This window comes from Bradyrhizobium sp. 26S5 (assembly GCF_036923295.1).
GTDB lineage: Bacteria > Pseudomonadota > Alphaproteobacteria > Rhizobiales > Xanthobacteraceae > Bradyrhizobium > Bradyrhizobium septentrionale.
This window is the reverse complement of sequence record NZ_CP145948.1, coordinates 3,368,792-3,386,282: the sequence shown is the minus strand read 5'-3', so window position 1 is coordinate 3,386,282 and position 17,491 is coordinate 3,368,792. Positions and strand designations below refer to the sequence as shown.

At 61.1% G+C, this 17,491-nt stretch carries 14 protein-coding genes; 9 read left to right on the top strand and 5 right to left on the bottom strand.

Annotated elements, in window-relative coordinates:
* Positions 1-46: 46 nt before the first annotated feature.
* Complete coding sequence (locus V5279_RS15595) at positions 47-1,015, top strand: zinc-binding dehydrogenase (RefSeq protein ID WP_338698759.1); 969 nt, start codon at positions 47-49, stop codon at positions 1,013-1,015.
* 110 nt (positions 1,016-1,125) lie between these two features.
* On the opposite strand, the gene V5279_RS15590 is transcribed toward V5279_RS15595, so the two are convergent.
* Positions 1,126-1,632 carry a helix-turn-helix domain-containing protein gene (locus V5279_RS15590; protein WP_338698757.1) on the bottom strand — a complete coding sequence of 169 codons (507 nt, stop codon included), beginning with the start codon at positions 1,630-1,632 and terminating at the stop codon, positions 1,126-1,128.
* An 89-nt stretch (positions 1,633-1,721) separates the two neighbouring features.
* Between V5279_RS15590 and V5279_RS15585 the strand changes: the two genes are divergently transcribed.
* Entirely contained in the window at positions 1,722-2,261 is a 540-nt protein-coding gene (locus tag V5279_RS15585; RefSeq protein WP_338698755.1) for a nuclear transport factor 2 family protein, read from the top strand.
* 145 nt (positions 2,262-2,406) lie between these two features.
* Here the strand turns inward: V5279_RS15585 and V5279_RS15580 are convergent, their stop codons facing one another.
* On the bottom strand, positions 2,407-3,852 hold the full coding sequence (locus tag V5279_RS15580) for a PAS domain S-box protein (RefSeq protein WP_338698753.1): 1,446 nt from the start codon (positions 3,850-3,852) through the stop codon (positions 2,407-2,409).
* Between the two features lie 85 nt (positions 3,853-3,937).
* Positions 3,938-4,141, bottom strand: coding sequence for a hypothetical protein (locus tag V5279_RS15575; RefSeq protein ID WP_166293854.1), 204 nt, complete (start codon positions 4,139-4,141; stop codon positions 3,938-3,940).
* 655 nt (positions 4,142-4,796) lie between these two features.
* Here V5279_RS15575 and V5279_RS15570 point away from each other — a divergent pair.
* Positions 4,797-5,483 (top strand): Crp/Fnr family transcriptional regulator, encoded by a 687-nt coding sequence (locus V5279_RS15570; RefSeq protein ID WP_338698749.1) that lies wholly within the window; start codon positions 4,797-4,799, stop codon positions 5,481-5,483.
* A gap of 79 nt (positions 5,484-5,562) precedes the next feature.
* Here the strand turns inward: V5279_RS15570 and V5279_RS15565 are convergent, their stop codons facing one another.
* The gene (locus V5279_RS15565) at positions 5,563-5,985 is read right to left on the bottom strand and encodes a hypothetical protein (protein ID WP_224741716.1); all 423 of its coding nucleotides are present in this window, start codon (positions 5,983-5,985) and stop codon (positions 5,563-5,565) included.
* A gap of 54 nt (positions 5,986-6,039) precedes the next feature.
* Positions 6,040-7,365, bottom strand: a complete 1,326-nt coding sequence (locus V5279_RS15560) for a TAXI family TRAP transporter solute-binding subunit (protein ID WP_338698746.1) — start codon at positions 7,363-7,365, stop codon at positions 6,040-6,042.
* Between the two features lie 563 nt (positions 7,366-7,928).
* Here V5279_RS15560 and V5279_RS15555 point away from each other — a divergent pair.
* The 6 genes from V5279_RS15555 (at position 7,929) to V5279_RS15525 (ending at position 17,486) form a co-directional block, all read left to right on the top strand.
* Positions 7,929-8,537 (top strand): DUF3604 domain-containing protein, encoded by a 609-nt coding sequence (locus V5279_RS15555; protein WP_338698744.1) that lies wholly within the window; start codon positions 7,929-7,931, stop codon positions 8,535-8,537.
* On the top strand, positions 8,534-9,532 hold the full coding sequence (locus V5279_RS15550) for a formylglycine-generating enzyme family protein (protein WP_338698742.1): 999 nt from the start codon (positions 8,534-8,536) through the stop codon (positions 9,530-9,532). Before V5279_RS15555 ends, V5279_RS15550 begins: the two co-directional genes overlap by 4 nt.
* Entirely contained in the window at positions 9,522-12,038 is a 2,517-nt protein-coding gene (locus V5279_RS15545) for an arylsulfatase (protein ID WP_338698740.1), read from the top strand. Before V5279_RS15550 ends, V5279_RS15545 begins: the two co-directional genes overlap by 11 nt.
* A 349-nt stretch (positions 12,039-12,387) precedes the next feature.
* The gene (locus V5279_RS15535; protein ID WP_338698738.1) at positions 12,388-12,822 is read left to right on the top strand and encodes a DUF2721 domain-containing protein; all 435 of its coding nucleotides are present in this window, start codon (positions 12,388-12,390) and stop codon (positions 12,820-12,822) included.
* 775 nt (positions 12,823-13,597) lie between these two features.
* Positions 13,598-14,971, top strand: coding sequence for a cation-efflux pump (locus tag V5279_RS15530; protein WP_338698736.1), 1,374 nt, complete (start codon positions 13,598-13,600; stop codon positions 14,969-14,971).
* Between the two features lie 193 nt (positions 14,972-15,164).
* Entirely contained in the window at positions 15,165-17,486 is a 2,322-nt protein-coding gene (locus V5279_RS15525; protein ID WP_338698734.1) for a PAS domain-containing sensor histidine kinase, read from the top strand.
* Positions 17,487-17,491: the final 5 nt, after the last annotated feature.

Below are 17,491 nucleotides of genomic sequence, written 5' to 3'. Positions count from 1 at the left end.
TCCTCAGGATGACGGAATTAATCTCACGCAAGCCAGGAACAATCCCATGAAAGCCTACGTGTACGGCGCAAACGGCCCCGAGATATCAGACGTCGCAAAACCCGTGCCGAAGGGCACCCAGGTGCTGGTGAAAGTCCACGCCTGCGGGCTGAACCGCGCCGACCTCGGCATGACCAAGGGCCACGTCCATGGCGCGGCCGGCGGCGTCGGCACCGTGCTCGGCATGGAATGGGCCGGCGAGGTCGCCGAGCTCGGCCCCGACGCCAAAGGCGTCAAGGTCGGCGACAAGATCATGGGCTCCGGCGGCGCGGCGTTCGCCGAGTACACGCTCGCCGATCACGGCAGGCTGTTCCGCAGCCCCTCGAACATGAATTTCGACGAGGCCGCCACCCTGCCCGTCGCGCTCGCCACCATGCACAATGCGGTGGTCACCAACGGCGCGCTGCAGCCGGGCCAGACCGTGCTGATCCAGGGCGCGAGCTCAGGCGTCGGCCTGATGGCGATGCAGATCGCCAAGCTGAAGGGCGCCAAGCTCGTGGTCGGATCCTCGACCGATCCGATGCGCCGCGGGCGCCTAAAGGAATTCGGCGCCGATCTCGCGGTCGATTCCAAGGATCCCGGCTGGGTCGATCAGGTGTTGCAGGCGACCTCCGGCGAAGGCGTCGATTTGATCGTCGACCAGATCTCAGGACCCGTCGCGAACCAGAATCTCAAGGCGACCAAGGTCAAGGGCCGCATCGTCAATGTCGGCCGGCTCGGCGGCACCCATGGCGACTTCAACTTCGACCTGCATGCGGCGCGCCGCATCCAGTATATCGGCGTCACCTTCCGCACCCGCTCGATCGAGGAGATCCGCGAGATCTTCGACGAGGTGCGCAAGGACATCTGGCCCGCGGTCGAGTCGCGAAAACTGCAGCTGCCGATCGACCAGGTCTACAAATTCGCCGACATCGGCAAGGCGTTCGCGCACATGGAAGCGAACAACCACCTCGGCAAGATCGTGGTGACGCTGTAGCGAAGGCACCAGTGCGTAGGATGGGTGGAGCGCAGCGATACCCATCAATTATATCCGCGCGGTGAGATGATGGGTTTCGCTGCGCTCTACCCATCCTACGGTCCTGTTCCTTATGCGAAAGGAAGAGACGCCCGCGTCTCGCTCAGGATTTCCTTTGAGAGTTTCTCATCGTCGACCAAACGGGCAAGCACCATCGCGCCGACCATGGCCGACCATGCGGCAATTGCCGCGCGCCGTTTCTCCTTCGGCACGTCGCCTTCGACATCAACAGTGAGATGATCGATCCGGCTGCGGACGGCTGCCGTCATTTTCTGCCGGAGACCGGCGGACCCTCGCGCGGCTTCCGTTCCCAGACTTGAGAACAGGCAAGAGGTGGCCCGGTTGTCGCGGTGCTTGACGCTGAGATAGCCGTTGGCGAATTCCGCCGCCGAGCGGCGCGGCCTGGCCGTATCCGGAGCCGGTGGCAGCGCTTGCCCAACCGCTTCCGCGACCAGCGCCTCCTTGGATGGAAAGTGTCCGTAAAAGGCGCCGTGCGTCAGGCCCGCCTCCTTCATGACATCAGCTACGGTGACATCGTCGAAGCCTCGCTGCCGAAACAGGCTGGCGGCGACGGCCAAAATCCGTGCGCGGTGCTCTGCGACCTGTTGCTTGCTCACTTTCATGTGCGCGTCTCCGAACCCGCTTGACTCTATACATGACACTCATCATGAATACAATCATGATGTTCGTCATGAATAAGAGCCCGCACACCATGCCTCACAACCTCTCGGCCATCCTGCGCCGCCGCTCGGTCAGCGCCGCGCTTCTCCTCATCGCATTGGCGACCATCCCGGGCGGACGTGTATCCGCCGCCGCCGGTGAAGCCGAGGCACGCGCGTTCTTTGCCAAATTCGTCGCTGCGCAAAATGCCCATGACGTCAGCGACGTGAAGGCCATGCTGTGGAATTCGCCCGACATGCTTTGGTACGGGCGAGGCGTCGAGACCAGAGGGCCCGACGCCGTCGCCGATCGCTTCAGGGAATACTACCAGGGCACATGGCATCTCGAGCCCGACATGTCGCAATTTCGCGCCACCGCGATCTCGGACGACGTCATGCAGATCCTCGTTCCGATCGTTTTCACGCGGGGCCTCCCAGGCCAGCCGTCGCAAGACAACAAGTTTCTGATCAGCCAGACGCTGATTCACGATGCAAACGGCTGGCACGTCGCCTCGATCATGCCGATCGCAAACACGCAGTTGAAGTAGTCGCGCAGGATGGGTGGAGCGACTTGTCCGCCGTAGCTCGAAGAGCGAAGGCGGAAGCGATACCGATCAAGCGGCGCGCGGTGAGATGATGAGTTTCGCTCCGCTCTATCCATCCTTGCACCGTGACGGCACGTCGCGGGCCGGCCTATGCGAGCGGCAACGCGATTTCGCACCTGAGCCCGTTTGCGCGCCAATCAAACCGCACCTCACCCTTGAGTTGCCCGATCATGTTTTCCACAATGCGTGTGCCGAACCCGCGGTGCGTCGGCGGCGTGACGGTTGGCCCACCCGATTCGACCCAGCGCAGGCTGAGCCTTCCGCCTGCCGTAAGGGACCACGTGATTTCAACGTAACCAGCCGCCGCCGATAGCGATCCGTATTTTGCCGAGTTGGTCGCGAGCTCGTGCAAGGAAATTGCAGCAGTCTGAGCCGTACTCGGCTCCAGCATGACGGCTGGGCCGTCAATTCGCACACGCGCCCCTCTCTCCCCGCTGTAAGCCAGAAGCTCTTGCGTGACCAGGCGGTGAAGCTCGGCTCCCGCCCAGCGGGATTCCACGAACAGCGTATGGACCTTTGCCAACGCTCCAATGCGCCCCTCGATCAGTTCCTTGAGATCGTCAGACGTAGCTGAATGGGAAAGTCGCACCGTCGCCAACACGGTGGCTAGGATGTTCTTCGTTCGATGCTCGGCCTCGTGCGCGAGATTGACGACCTGCGCCTGGCTTCGCTTGTGCTCGGTGATGTTGCGCGCGATTTTCGATGCGCCGACGACCGCGCCTTGAGCATTTCTGACCGGCGAAACGCTCAGGGAAATGTCGATCAAGCGCCCATGCTTGCATTGCCGAACAGTTTCATAGTGTTCGACGCGCTGACCGCGCCGGACTCGCCCCATGATCACTGTTTCCTCTTCCTGGCGATCTGGCGGAATCAGAATCGTAATCGGCTGGCCGATGATTTCCTCGGCGAGGTAGCCAAAAATGCGTTCCGCGCCGCCGTTCCAGCTCGTGATGGTGCCATTGAGGTCCTTGCCGACGATCGCATCGTTGCTTGATTCGATGATGGCGGCGAGCCTTAGCGCGGCCTCCTCGCCGCGTTTGCGCTCCGTTATGTCCTGGAAGCAGTTGATGGCGCCGGCAATGTTCCCCTCACGGTCCTTGACTGCCTCGATGTCAACGAGCGCGATGCCGCGAGAACCGTCAGGTCGCTCCATGTGAACTTCCTGCTGGCGCACGGATACACCGGTGCGCAGAACATCGGCCATGGGGCATTGATGGTGCAGGAGCAGACTGCCGTCGGGGCGAAACATTCGATACGATCCACAGAACCGTTCCTCGGGATCGCCGAGTTTCGGCAATCGGCCCCATAGTTCCGCAGCACGGCGGTTGTATCGAACGACAAGACCATCCCGGTCACAAACATAAACGGCAAACGGCAGTTGCTCGAACAACCGCCCGGGCAATTCGAAGGCCGGTTCCTCATCGCGCACACCAAGGACGACGCCGGCAGCGTTCGCAATTGCATCGACCTCGTTGGAGGTTCTCACGGCTTTGCGCCGAAGGAAGCGTCGCGCGTCGGAAGGTACATTGCTCATTGTGGTGTAATCCAAGTCGGATTGGTGATTTGGTTTATCCCGGAGCCGGAACCCGACATGCCGCAACTCTCCCGATCCGCATCTGTTACTTCGATTTGACGGCTTGTGGTGCAAGCGCGCGCTTCATGAAAGCATACACCCTCAACTGTGCGGCGTTACGAAGCGCATTCTGTCTCGCCTCGCCTTCCGGCAATTGCTTCGCCTCACTGGCGCGCGCATCTGCCTGCTCGTCCAGATGGTCGGCCGTCAGAAATGTGGTCTTCGTCCTGTTACGCCTTTTGAGGTTCATGTCGGTGATCCCGAATTTCCCTCAAACCAGTCGAGCGGTTCGGGTTGGGACGGGCCCGATACAACCTGCATTTGATGGACGTGGCCGCAGCTTTTGCAGCGCAGCGTCCAATGCTCATGCCCAGGTCGCGAAGGCATAATGCGCTGCACCACGGTAGCGCCCGCACATCGCTGGCATCGTGGGTTCGACTGGAACCGGGGTGGCGATGGAGCTGTTTGATCGGCCATTTCTAATCTCCCATTGAGATTGCCAAAATCTAGTCCGGGGATTTAAGGTGGCCGCTAAGCCACCCTCGGCCGTCGCCGCTCAAGGGGTCGCTGACCACCAAGGTTCGCTGGGCACGATCACACCTGGGGCACTCGAAAGTGCGGACTTGGTAACCCACTGCGCCCGACGCAATGCAGGCCAGCCGCGTGCGGGTCTGGCAGAGCGGACAGCGCGGGCGCTCGATGGCGCTCAGCGGCGGACCGGTTGGAAACGTGCGAAGGCCGAGCATGCGGGCACCATCTCTGGATCGGGCGGGCGCCCACCACATTGCCGGACACCGGCCACCGACCGGGTGATTTTCTCCCCTTGGAAACTGGCCCGCTGGTCAATATTGACCACAACACACCAGTTTTAATATTTAGAGATCGCTGGTCCGAAGGAGGGGCTTGTGAAGCCTGCAAAGCGAGCGTTCGATCCCCAGGCTTTTCTCGCCAAAGTCGGGACCGGCAAGACGATATTGAAGTACCGTAAAGGCCGGATCATCTACGCCCAGGGCGAAGAGGCCGATAAGGTCTTTTACGTCCAATCGGGCAAGGTCAAGGTGACCGTCGTTTCCGAGCAAGGCAAGGAAGCCGTCGTCGGCATATTGGATGCTGCGCAGTTTTTTGGCGAGGGCTGCCTGAACGGTCAGGCGGTCCGCGTGGGAACCGCAAGGGCGATGGAGGAGTGCCTTATCACCTCAATCACGCGGAAGGCGATGATGGCGGCGCTCCGCAAGGAGCCACGATTTTCAGAACTTTTCGTGACCTACCTGGTGACCAGGAGCAATCGCATTGAAGAAGACTTGATCGACCAGCTGTTCAATTCGAGCGAGAAGCGGCTCGCACGCCTTCTTCTTCTGCTGGCCAATTTCGGAAAAGATGGAAAGCCAACACCAATCGATGCTTCGATCAATCAAGCAACCTTGGCGGAGATGATCGGAACGACCCGATCCCGGGTGAGCTACTTCCTGAACAAATTTCGCAAGCTGGGATTGATCAGCTACAACGGAAAGATCGAGGTGCATCGTTCCTTGTTGAACGCGGTCCTGTATGAAAAACCTCAGCTGGAAAGAGACGAAGAACCCGCCCAATAGATCGCACGATTGCGCGAGCCTGAGCGGACTCGATCCGGCCGGTCCGGCTTTTCCGTAAAGGACAAGAGAAGGTCATTCGCTAAGGGAGCCGTTCGACCTTCGCCGCCATGTCAGGGGCACGCGTAATCCTGTACTTGGCATTGCTGCATTTGAGAACCCAGACGTCGCGATCTGGTCGAGACAATCTCGTATTCTTCTTTGCACCGAGCGGCTTCTCGCAGGTGAAGCCTTGTGTGCGAATCTGGGCCGCCAGCATTCCCTGAGGCGTTTCGGCCGGAATCTGCTGCGCCCGCGCCTGGGGACTAAAAAGAACAAGACCGATGGCCAACAGTAGTGATCCAGGTGCTTTGTGCATGATTTCAACCCTTAAAGCAGACACCCGCCGCCCGTTCGAATGTCGAACTATAGCAGAAACACCCGTGTTGCCTTCCTGCCAAACCTGAACTTTGGACATACCGATCCATCGACGCCAAGGACGCGGTTTGCCAACAAGACCGGCCATCAGCCGACCTTCCAAATTGCAAATAGCGTCGCGCACGCTCGATCGACTAGACCGCTACCCGTTGCGAGCGACCGTGAGTCCATTCGCGAGAATCTGCCGGCGATCGTGAATCAGGTTCTCCAGACGGTGCGCTGCGACATTCAGGGTTGCGGCATCCACGGCACTCTCGTCGCCAGCCGCAGCCTTGGCGCGTTGCGCCCGCAAGATATCGTCAATCTCGTCTTCGATCGTACCGAGTTCGGCCTCGCTATCTGCACTCCGTATCCGCCGAACCAAGGCATACAACGCGTCGAGCGGACCATCATTTGCGAATGGCCCGATTCCCAGAAATTTCCAGGCCGCCGCGAGCACCGTGGCCATGCCGCCCAAGATCATCGGCGTCAGATAGATCCAGTTGCCGTATTCATCCATGAAGCTCTGCTGGGTCCCGTTGTAGAAGGCGGCGGCTCCCGGATGGAGCGCGAGGTAGGCATCCGCATCTGTGCTGGGAGCCGCAATTTGCGCAAAGATCGGCTGCTCGACCATGAGGTCCCTGCGCACGTTCATGATCGTCTGGGTCAGGCTGGTGACCAGATCAGAACCGAGCTTCTTGTTTGCAACCAGATATAATGCGGTTCTCAGCGTCGTCAGATCGTCGTCAGGAACCGGCGGGGCTCCGCGCAACGTGCCCTTTGGCACGTCAAAGCTCTCGTAGGCGCGGTCGGCTTCCGCGATCGCCCCGGCGGATCCGATTGATATGAGCACCGGCAACGTTTTGGGACCCTGCTGGAAGAATCCTCGCACCAGCGACAAATACTTTTGTGACAGTGGAATGACGACGAGGAGAGCGCTGATCTCCTTCGATTGAAGCGCGCGCCGGGCGTCTGCCAGTGCAACGTCCTTGAACACCTTGGCACGAACCAGGCCATATTCATTGCTCAAGACATCCACGAGCTTGGAGTTTGTTTCTGCTGAAATCACACCGACACTATGGCCCTTGAGCCCGGCCATGTCCTCGATTGACGAGCCCGGCGGCGCAATCACCAGCGCTACGACGTGGCTGACGACAACAACGGCCTGCGCTTGCGACAAATCACCGACATCGCCGCGAACGACAGCGAGATCGGCCTTGCCCGAAGCGAATGTCTTGGCCGCTGCCAGCGCCGTCCCGGTGTCGATGACTGTCAGCCGCACCGGCGCGTTGATCGTGACCAGCCGGCTCGCGATCGTCGACATTGCCTTGGCAGCTTCACCGTCGATCGAGCCGACCGCCACAGTCAGGGTTACGGGACGCGTATAGTACCGGTAGCCAAAGAGACCTGCACCGGCAGCAAGGATGACAACCCCCGCAATCAGGACGAAACGAAGCCAGAGCGGCAATCTGATCGACGTTAGATTCACTGTTGCCTCTCCGTTTGGTCGAGCGATGTGCAATCGATCCCGCCTCAAAGATACGCTGTATACGAGCTGACCCACACAAGAATCGAAGCGAGAAGGCCAATCACGCGTGTACGGGCAATCTGACCGTCGGCGAGAACGCCGACGGCACGTTCTCGATTTCGCCAACGGCGCCCGCCAGCACGGTGACGCCGACACGCAGGATGGTGACGAAGTAAAGCTTATCGTGCCGGGCCTGAACCGGTGAACGCCAGTGGCGAGGCGACCTTCGGCGCGCTATGCAGTTTGTGCCAACGTTGACGACATGTGAAATCATCAGCAAATTAGCACGATCGCAAGCCAGCAGCAGCGCTGCGTGGCTGGTCTTTGAGTTTTGTGCTAAGCTTCGCGCTCGTGGAAGTAGTCAAGGTCTCCTCTGCCAATTGTCTTAATTGCATCTAATTCCAAAGATCCCGCTTCTATCTTCGCGTCGTGCGCCATGAGATGGAATGCCGGCCGCGGCGATCCATCGCTTTAGAATTCAATTGAGCTGACAGGGAGCGCCGACATGAACCGCAGTGGCCGGATTGCGTCGTTGGGTAGCGCAGCTATCGCTTTCGTGTCGCCGGCGAAGGGCGCAAAGCGCGGCCAATCCCGAGCGCATCGCCTATTTCGGCCAAACGCATCAGCACACAAGCCGGTCGCTGGACGCGTACATCATCGGCAATACCCTGGCCGGGCCGGACGACGCCTACAAATATTCGATGGGCCAGCCGATCAAGCACCCGGCGGCAAACTACATGATGAAGATCACTCGTCCGCTCGATTTCCAGGGCGTGACCGATCACTCCGAATATGCCGGCATGCTGAGGCTGGCGAACGACCCAACCTCTCCCATCAGCAAGCTTCCGATCGCCGCGAAGCTCAAGGCGAAGACGCCGGAAGAAGTCAACAAGGTCTTCCAGTTCCTTGCGCGCTCCATTGCCAAGCAGCAGCGGCTCAAGGAGCTCACCGACCCGAAGGTCGCCGGGTCGGTCTGGTCGCAGAACAATGCCATCGCCGACAAGTACTATAAGCCGGGAAAGTTCACGACGTTCTGCTCGTATGAGTGGACCTCGATGCCGAACAATCAGAACATGCATCGCAACGTCTTCTTGCGGGATGTCCTTCGGCAGCGTCTTCGGAGGCCGTCATGACACTCGTCGATGCGACCTCGTCATCGAGCCGCGAACAACTGCCAGAGCATGGGGCCGATGCTGGCATGCTCTACGTTCCGGGCGGCACGTTCCGCATGGGTTCGGATCGACACTATCCCGAGGAAGCGCCCGTCCATCGCGTGACCGTCAACGGCTTCTGGATGGACCGTACGCCGGTGACCAATCGGCAATTCCGACAGTTCGTTGAAGCGACGGGTCATGTCACTTTTGCCGAAACAGCCCCGGACCCGAAGGACTATCCGGGCGCGCTGCCACATATGCTCAAAGCGGGTTCTCTCGCCTTTGCGCCGCCCAAACGGCGCGTCGATCTGTCCCACTGGGGCGAGTGGTGGACGTTCAAGTTTGGCGCCAACTGGCGGCGACCTTACGGACCCGGCAGCTCGATCCGCGGACTGGACGAGCACCCGGTCGTGCATGTGGCCTTTAGGGACGCCGAGGCTTTTGCCAAGTGGGCGGGCAAGGATCTACCGACCGAGGCGGAGTGGGAATTCGCGGCACGCGGCGGCCTCGAAGACGCCGAGTACGCCTGGGGCGACGAGCTCACGCCCAGCGGGCGTCAGATGTCCAACACCTGGCAGGGCGAGTTTCCGAACGAGAATCTGGCGACCGACGGCTATGAGCGGACATCGCCGGTGACCGCGTTTCCGCCGAACGGCCATGGCCTCTACGACATGATCGGCAACGTCTGGGAATGGACGCTCGATTGGTACGCGGCCAAGCATGAGGCCGATGCACCGAAAGCCTGCTGTATCCCGGAAAACCCGCGCGGCGGTCGCGAAGACCAGAGCTACGACCCGTGCGCGCCCAACATCAAGATTCCACGCAAGGTGCTCAAAGGTGGATCGCATCTGTGCGCGCCCAATTATTGCCGCCGCTACCGGCCGGCGGCGCGCCATCCCGAACCGGTCGACACGTCGGCCAGTCACGTTGGGTTCCGTTGCATCAAGCGAGAGGAGAAATCCCATGATCGATGAACAAGACAGGCCTCGACTGAAGCAAAGGCTGTTGTTGGCCACCGGTCTTGCGACCTTGCTCGTCACGTTGCCGGGCCTGCTTGCTGCGCCGGCGACGGCCCAACAAATCACGGGCACGCCGGGTACGCCCAGCGCCACGATGACACTTGATGGCAAGCAGCTTCCGGCCGAGCCTCCGAAGTTCGGCGGCGATATCAAGGAAACCGCGAAAGACTCCAAGCCCTACTGGCCACCGTCCGTCGTGCCGCCCAAAGGCGCACCAAACGTGTTGCTGATCATGACCGATGATCAAGGTTATGGCGTGACCGGCACCTTCGGTGGCGTCATCCCAACCCCGAACATGGATCGTATCGCGAAGGCAGGATTGCGTTATACGCAGTTTCACTCGACCGCGCTTTGCTCGCCTACGCGCGCAGCGCTGATCACCGGCCGCAACCACCATTCCGTCGGGTTCGGCGTGATCGGTGAATTGTCCACTGGCTACCCGGGCTACGATTCCGTCATTGGTCCGGAGAGTGCGACGATCGGGACTATTCTGCGAGATAACGGATTTGCCACCTCATGGTTCGGCAAGAACCATAATACCCCGACCTATCTGTACAGCGCGGCTGGTCCTTTCGACCAGTGGCCGGTTGGAATGGGATTTCAATACTTCTACGGGTTCATGGGCGGCGAGACCGACCAGTGGACACCTTATCTTTATAAGAACACGACCCAGATTTTTCCGTGGATCGGCAAGTCCGGCTACAACCTCACCACCGATATGGCGGACGAAGCCATCAACTATATGAACAGCCTGAACGCAGCCGCACCCGACAAGCCGTTCTTCCTCTACTACGTGCCCGGCGGCACGCATTCGCCGCATCAGCCCAAGAAGGAATGGATCGACAAGTTCAAGGGCAAGTTCGACATGGGCTGGGAGAAGCTGCGCGAGCAAATCTTCGCCAACCAGAAGAAGCTCGGGGTGATCCCCGCGAATACCCAGCTCACTGCCTGGCCTGATACCCTCCCGAAGTGGGACTCGTTCTCGTTGATCCAAAAGAAGCTCTACGCGCGGGAGGCCGAGGTGTTTGCCGGCTACGCGGCCTATACCGACAATGAAATCGGCCGCGTCATCCAGGCGGTGGAGGACATGGGCAAGCTCGACAACACGCTGATCATCTATATCAGCGGCGACAACGGCACCAGCGCAGAAGGCACGCTCGAGGGCACCCCGAACCAGATGACCGCCTACAACGGCGTGCTGAAGCTTCCCGAAGCCGAGCTGATGCTGCACTATGAGAATTGGGGCTCCGACAAAACCTATCCGCATATGTCGGTAGCCTGGTCGTGGGCGTTCGATACCCCGTTCAAGTGGACCAAGCAGGTGGCATCGCACTTCGGCGGGACCCGGCAAGGCATGGTCATCTCATGGCCCGGTCACATCAAGGACGTCGGCGGCATTCGCTCCCAGTTCCACCACATCATCGATATCGTGCCGACGATCCTGGGGGCCACGGGTATCCCGGCGCCTGCGACGGTGAATGGAATTGCGCAAAAGCCGATCGAGGGTGTGAGCATGGCCTATACGTTCGACCGGGCTAACGCCAACGCACCATCAAAGCGCGACACGCAGTATTTCGAGATGTTCGCCAACCGCGGCATCTACCACGATGGCTGGTATGCGTGCACGACACCGCCCGAAGCACCTTGGCTTATGGGCACGGCAAAGATGCCGGACATCAACGAATACAAGTGGGAACTCTACAACATCGCTGAGGACTTCTCGCAAAACAACGACGTCGCAGCCAAGAATCCTGACAAACTGCGAGAGCTGAAGGAATTGTTCCTGGCGGAGGCGGCAAAGTACCAGGTCCTGCCGCTCGACAATTCCGTCTTGCCGCGCCTCGTGACGCCGCGGCCGAGCGCGACCGCTGGACGAACTGAATTCATATACAAGGGAGCGAACCCCGGCATTCCCGCCGAGAATGCGCCCAACATCATGAACAAGGACTACAAGATCACCGCCGAGATAACGGTCCCGCCCGGCGGGGCTGAGGGAATGATCGCCACTCTCGGCGGCAGGTTCAGCGGCTATGGCCTCTATTTGCTGAAGGGTAAGCCGGTCTTCGTCTACAACATGCTGGATTTGAAACGATACCGCTGGGAAGCCGGCGTGGGCGCGCGCGACTGGTTGGGCTCTGCGCTCAAGCCGGGCAAGCATACCATCGTGTTCGATTTCAAATATGATGGACCCGGCCCGGCCAAGGGCGGCACCGGAGTGCTCTCGGTGGACGGCAAGGAGTACGCCCGCCGGTCGATCCCGCACTCGATTGGGTTCCTGATGGCCATCGACGAATCCTTCGACGTCGGCGTCGATAGCCGCACCGGGGTGGATGACAGCTACAAGCTGCCGTTCGAGTTCACCGGGAAGATCGACAAGCTGACTTTCAAGCTCGGGCCGACGCAGTTGACGAGCAGCGAACAGAAGTCGATGCGGCACGCGCTTGAACGAGCGAGGGACTAGCCCGAATACGCTCTGATTTGCGGACATCCTCCACAGGATGTTTTCGGAAATTGGAGTGAATAGCAGGCGATTTTTCGCGACTTTGGCGCAACAGTCGCGATGGAATTTCGATTTGGATCGATTCGTATAGCGATCGCTTGCGACGAGGCGTTCAATCTAGGTCAAGCTCGGGTTGATCACTGTGATCTCAGGGACATGCAGGGATACCTCAATCCGAAGGGCTATGGTGAATTCGACGCCGTCAACCGACCGTCGGGAAGGAATACGTGGCTGACGTTCTCGATCTCGCCAATGGCACCCACCAGCACAGTCACGCCAACGTGTCGAATGGTGACGAGGTAAGGTTTCCATGCTGCCAGATACACCGACCGTCAGCCAGCTCTCGCATGTGATCTCGCAATCGGCAGCGCCCGCTTTTCTGCTGGGAGCAATTGCGGCATTTATTGCGATCCTGATCTCGCGACTGAACAGGATCATAGACAGAACGATTGTGTTGAACGGGATATCGGAAGTCGACACCACCAAAGTTCGGCTCAGGGCCGATCTTCCCCGCCTGATGCGGCGCACCGCAATGTTGAACCGCGCAATCTTCTGGGCTGTCATCAGCAGTATAACGATAGCGGTGCTTGTGATCGTCGCATTCGTGAGTGCGTTCTTTGCAATTCAGCACGAGCGCGGGGTTGCCATCCTGTTCATCGCTTCCCTCGCCGCCTTCACTGTATCGCTGGTTGATTTTGCCCGCGAGGTGCGAATTGCTTTGAGCGAGTTCGATCACTATGCCTGACGTTGGCTTCGAGTTTACTGAAGTCGGCCATGGGTCAAAGACAGAAGTCGGTTCCCTTGAGGAGCATATCCCCTTTCGTACCTGGGAGTGGCCCTTGGCGCTCCGCTCCGGCATGACTGTCAGGGTGCCCTCCTCATTCTGCCCGACGGGCAACTCAGCCAAACCTGTCAATCCCACGCACTAAAAATATTTCGGTTTATCGGAATGACAACTCGGTGTATGGTTCGCCCGTCTCACCCGATCGAGGGGCGCTTCGCGATCGTCACGGGTGTTGCGGTGAGATGCGGTGGCCGCCGCATGTGTGACTGACGAGCATGCATGAGGCGGACGGTGAAGTCGTGTGGTCCTGACGCCCCAGTGGCAGGTGTCCTCTTGCAAAACGCGCAAGCGTTTTTGCGAAAGCGGTGACAAGCAAGCCCGGTCTCGCCGGGGAGAGCACGAAATAAGCCGTCAACCCATCGCGCAGGGAATGCCGGAGTGTCTCCCGCTGAACCTGTATGCTCGTGTGCGTTTCCCTTTCTACTCATGCACGCGAGACCGCGGGTGCAGCGCGCACCCGGCATTCCCTGCGCCCTCTTGTTTCCAGGGCGAACGATTTGGCAAAGCTCGGGCGAAACACGCCGCGAGAACGTGGATCCGCATCTCGGGCAAACGATGAGTCAAACCGCTTCCGACTTCAGAACAGTTCGCAACAATCCTGCTCCTGCAAGTGAGTTGCGATTGCGAGATATCGACGACACTTGATGTTCACAGATTGGCTGCTAAACCGCCGCCCATGAGCGCACCCAGTACCAAGACATCCGTCGCCGCGATCTCGATCCTTGCCAGTGGCACCATGGCGCTGGCAAAGTTCGTCGTCGGCATTGCCATCGGATCGCTGGCGCTGATCTCCGAGGCGCTGCACTCGACGATCGACCTGGTCGCCACCATCATCACCTGGGCGGTGGTGCGGGTATCGGACCAGCCGGCCGACGCCGAGCATCATTACGGCCATGGCAAGTTCGAGAGCGTCTCGGCGCTCTTCATCATCGCCCTGCTCTACGTGCTGGCCGGCGGCATCCTGGTCCAGGCCTACAGCCATTTGCGCGAGGGCGCGCCGCCGCCGTCGATTTCCGCCATCCCCTTCATCGTCCTGGTCATCGATATCGGCGTCAATCTGTGGCGCGCCCGCGCGCTGCACCGCGCGGCGCGCGACACCAAGAGCCAGGCGCTGGCCGCCGACGCGCTGCATTTCGCCTCCGACGTGATGGGCTCGACCGCCGTCATCGTCGGCCTGGTGCTGGCGGGCTTCGGCTTCTGGTGGGGCGACGCTGCGGCAGCCATCGCGGTCGCCGTGATGATCGCCCTATTGGGCCTGCGCATGGCGCGGGAGACGGTCGAGACCCTGCTCGACCGCGCGCCCGAAGGCGCGCTGGAAAAGGCGACGACCGCCATCAAGGCGGTGCCTGGCGTCGTCGACGTCGACCGCCTGCGGGTCCGCATGGTCGGCGCCACCCATTTCATCGATGCCATCGCCAAGGTGCCGCGCACCTATCCGATCGACCGCGTCGAGGACATCAAGCGCAGGGCGCAGCAGGCGATGACCAAGGCGTTCGGCGACGCCGACCTCACCTTCACCGCGGTGCCGGTGGCGCGCGACAATGAGAGCGTGCGCGAGCGCATCATGGTGATCGCGCGCAATTCCGGCCTCGCCATCCACCATGTCACCGTGCACAATATCGGCGGCAGGTTGATCGTCGGCATCGACCTCGAGGTCGACAGCGACATGACGCTGGTCGCCGCGCACGACATCGCCCACGAGCTCGAGCGCGCGATCCGCGAGGATTTTGGCGAGGACGTCGAGGTCGACACCCATATCGAGCCGCTCGAGCCGGAACTGCCGTGGGGAACCGACGCCGCACCCGACCGCGTCGAAGCCATCAAGGCCGCGCTGACCGGATATGCCGCTGGCGGCGCGATCCATGACATCCATAATGTGCGGGTCCGCAACACCGACGCCGGCGAGATCGTCAACTTCCATTGCCGCGCCGCGCCCGCGATGAGTGTGATCAAGGTGCACGAAAGCGTCGACGAGATCGAACGCAAACTGCGCCGCGCGTTCCCCACCGTGAAGCGTGTGATCAGTCACGCAGAACCGTCACGCGCGTAATTCTACGGAGCCGTTCCTGTTTCGGACTCACTTTGCGCCAACCGATTCTGTCTTGGACAAGAATTTTTTCGTATTAACGAATCGTTGACTCTCGACAGTCCGGGAAATCTGGATTCAAATCATCATGATTCGGATGCCTCGTGGGGAGCATCCGAACCGGGTAAAAAATCAGCTTAGAGCGGGGGTCTAGGGCATGGCGCGCGCGCATGCAGCGAACGCGTGCGTCCAATCCGATTCGATCAAGGGATTGGCGCAATCGATCGCAAAACCGGCCTATCACAGGCTCTTGACGGCCGAGCCTGCACTGCGCCGCGCTGTGCCTACCCTGATCATCGCCTTCCTCATCACCATCTGCCTCGGCGCCTTCGTCCAGGTGATCGACCAGACCCGGCAGAAGCGCGGCGCGATGAAACGCGACCTCGCCGCGCTGTCCGACATCCTCGCCGAACGTCTCGATCGACTGACCTCGGTGCGCCGCGAGCGGCTCGTCAACATCGAGCGGATGCAGGAGCTGCTGCCGGACCTGATTCCGTCCTGGGGCATCGCCTACGGCCGCCACGTCATCATCACCGGCGCCGATCACCGCGTGCTGGCGCGCGTGCCGATCGATAGCGCCGGCGAGAACGACCGCATCCTCGACATCGTCTCCACCGCGCAGTTGATGATCGCGCCGGGCCAGCAGGGTACGGTCAATGACATGACGTTGCCGGGCGGTACCGGCGCGCTCGCGATCTCGCAGCTCGTCAAGTCGCTGCCCGGCCAGGTCGTCGTCATCCAGGAGATGAACGAGCCGATCTGGGGATCGGACGCAGCGCTCTCGATAACGTTGTCGGCGACCACGAGCTTCGTGGTGCTGATCCTCGGCTTCGCCTTCCACTGGCAATCGACCCGCGCCCGCGAGGGCGATCTGATCAACGACGCCGTGCGCGGCCGGATCGACACCGCGCTCAATCGCGGCCGCTGCGGATTGTGGGACTGGGACCTGTCGCGCGGCAGGATCTTCTGGTCGCAGTCGATGTTCACCCTGCTCGGGCTCGACACCCGCAACGATCTCCTCACCTTCGGCGAAGTCAACGCGCTGGTGAATTCCGACGACATCAACCTGTTCGACATCGCCGAGCAGCTGATCTCGGGCAAGATCGATCACATCGACCAGAGCTTCCGCATGCGGCATGTCGGCGGCCACTGGATCTGGCTGCGCGTGCGCTGCGAGCTCAGCCACGCCGCGGCGGACAGCGGCCTGCATCTGATCGGCATCGCCATCGACGTCACCGAGCAGAAGAGCCTCGCGGAGAAGTCGGTCGAAGCCGACTTGCGGCTGCGCGACGCGATCGAGACCATCCCGGAGGCCTTCGTGCTCTGGGACGCCGAGGACCGCCTCGTGCTCTGCAACTCGCACTTCCAGCGGCTGCACAAGCTGCCGGACTCCGCCGTCAGCCCCGGCACCTCCTACGAGACCGTGATCGAGGTCGGCAGCATGCCCGAGGTGCGCACCCGGCTGCACGAGAGCGGCGTGCCGGCGCCCGGCGCGCGCACCTTCGAGGCCCAGCTCGACGACGGCAGCTGGCTGCACATCAGCGAACGCCGCACCAAGGACGGCGGCTACGTCTCGGTCGGCACCGACATCACCCGGATCAAGGCGCACGAGCACAAGCTGGTCGACAACGATCTGCGCCTGCGCGCCACCGTGATCGACCTGCAGCGCTCGCAATCCGAGCTGGAGCGGCAGGCGGTCGAGCTCGCTGACCTCGCGGAGAAATATTCGCAGGAAAAGACCCGCGCCGAGGACGCCAACGCCGCGAAGTCGAAGTTCCTCGCCAATATGAGCCATGAGCTGCGCACGCCACTCAACGCCATCATCGGCTTCTCCGAGATCATGGGCAGCGGACTGTTCGGCACGCTCGGCTCGGACAAATACCAGGAATACTGCCACGACATCCTGACATCGGGGAAATACCTGCTCGAGGTCATCAACGACATCCTCGACATGTCGAGGATCGAGGCCGGCCGCATGAAGTTCGACATGGAGCCGCTCGACCTCTCCGGCATCCTCGCGGAATCCCTGCGGGTGGTCTCCGGTCGCGCCGAGCACAAGGGATTGTCGCTGGAATCAGAGATCGAAAGCACGATCTCGGTTGTCGCCGACCGCCGCGCGGTCAAGCAGATCATCGTCAACCTGCTCTCCAACGCGGTGAAGTTCACGCCGGATCACGGCCGCGTGCTGGTGCGCGGCCAGATGCTGGACGACTCGATCGTGCTCCTGATCGCCGACAGCGGCATCGGCATCGCGCCGGAATCGCTGCGCCGGCTCGGCAAGCCGTTCGAGCAGGTCGAGAGCCAGCTCACCAAGAGCTACCAGGGCTCGGGCCTCGGGCTTGCGATCGCGCGCTCGCTCACCAACCTGCACGGCGGCTCGATGAAGCTGCGCTCCAAGCTCGGCGTCGGCACCGTCGTCCGTATCACACTGCCGCGCGATCCGCGCACCCTGCAGAGCAAGCTGCCGGAAGCGGCGTAGCTGCG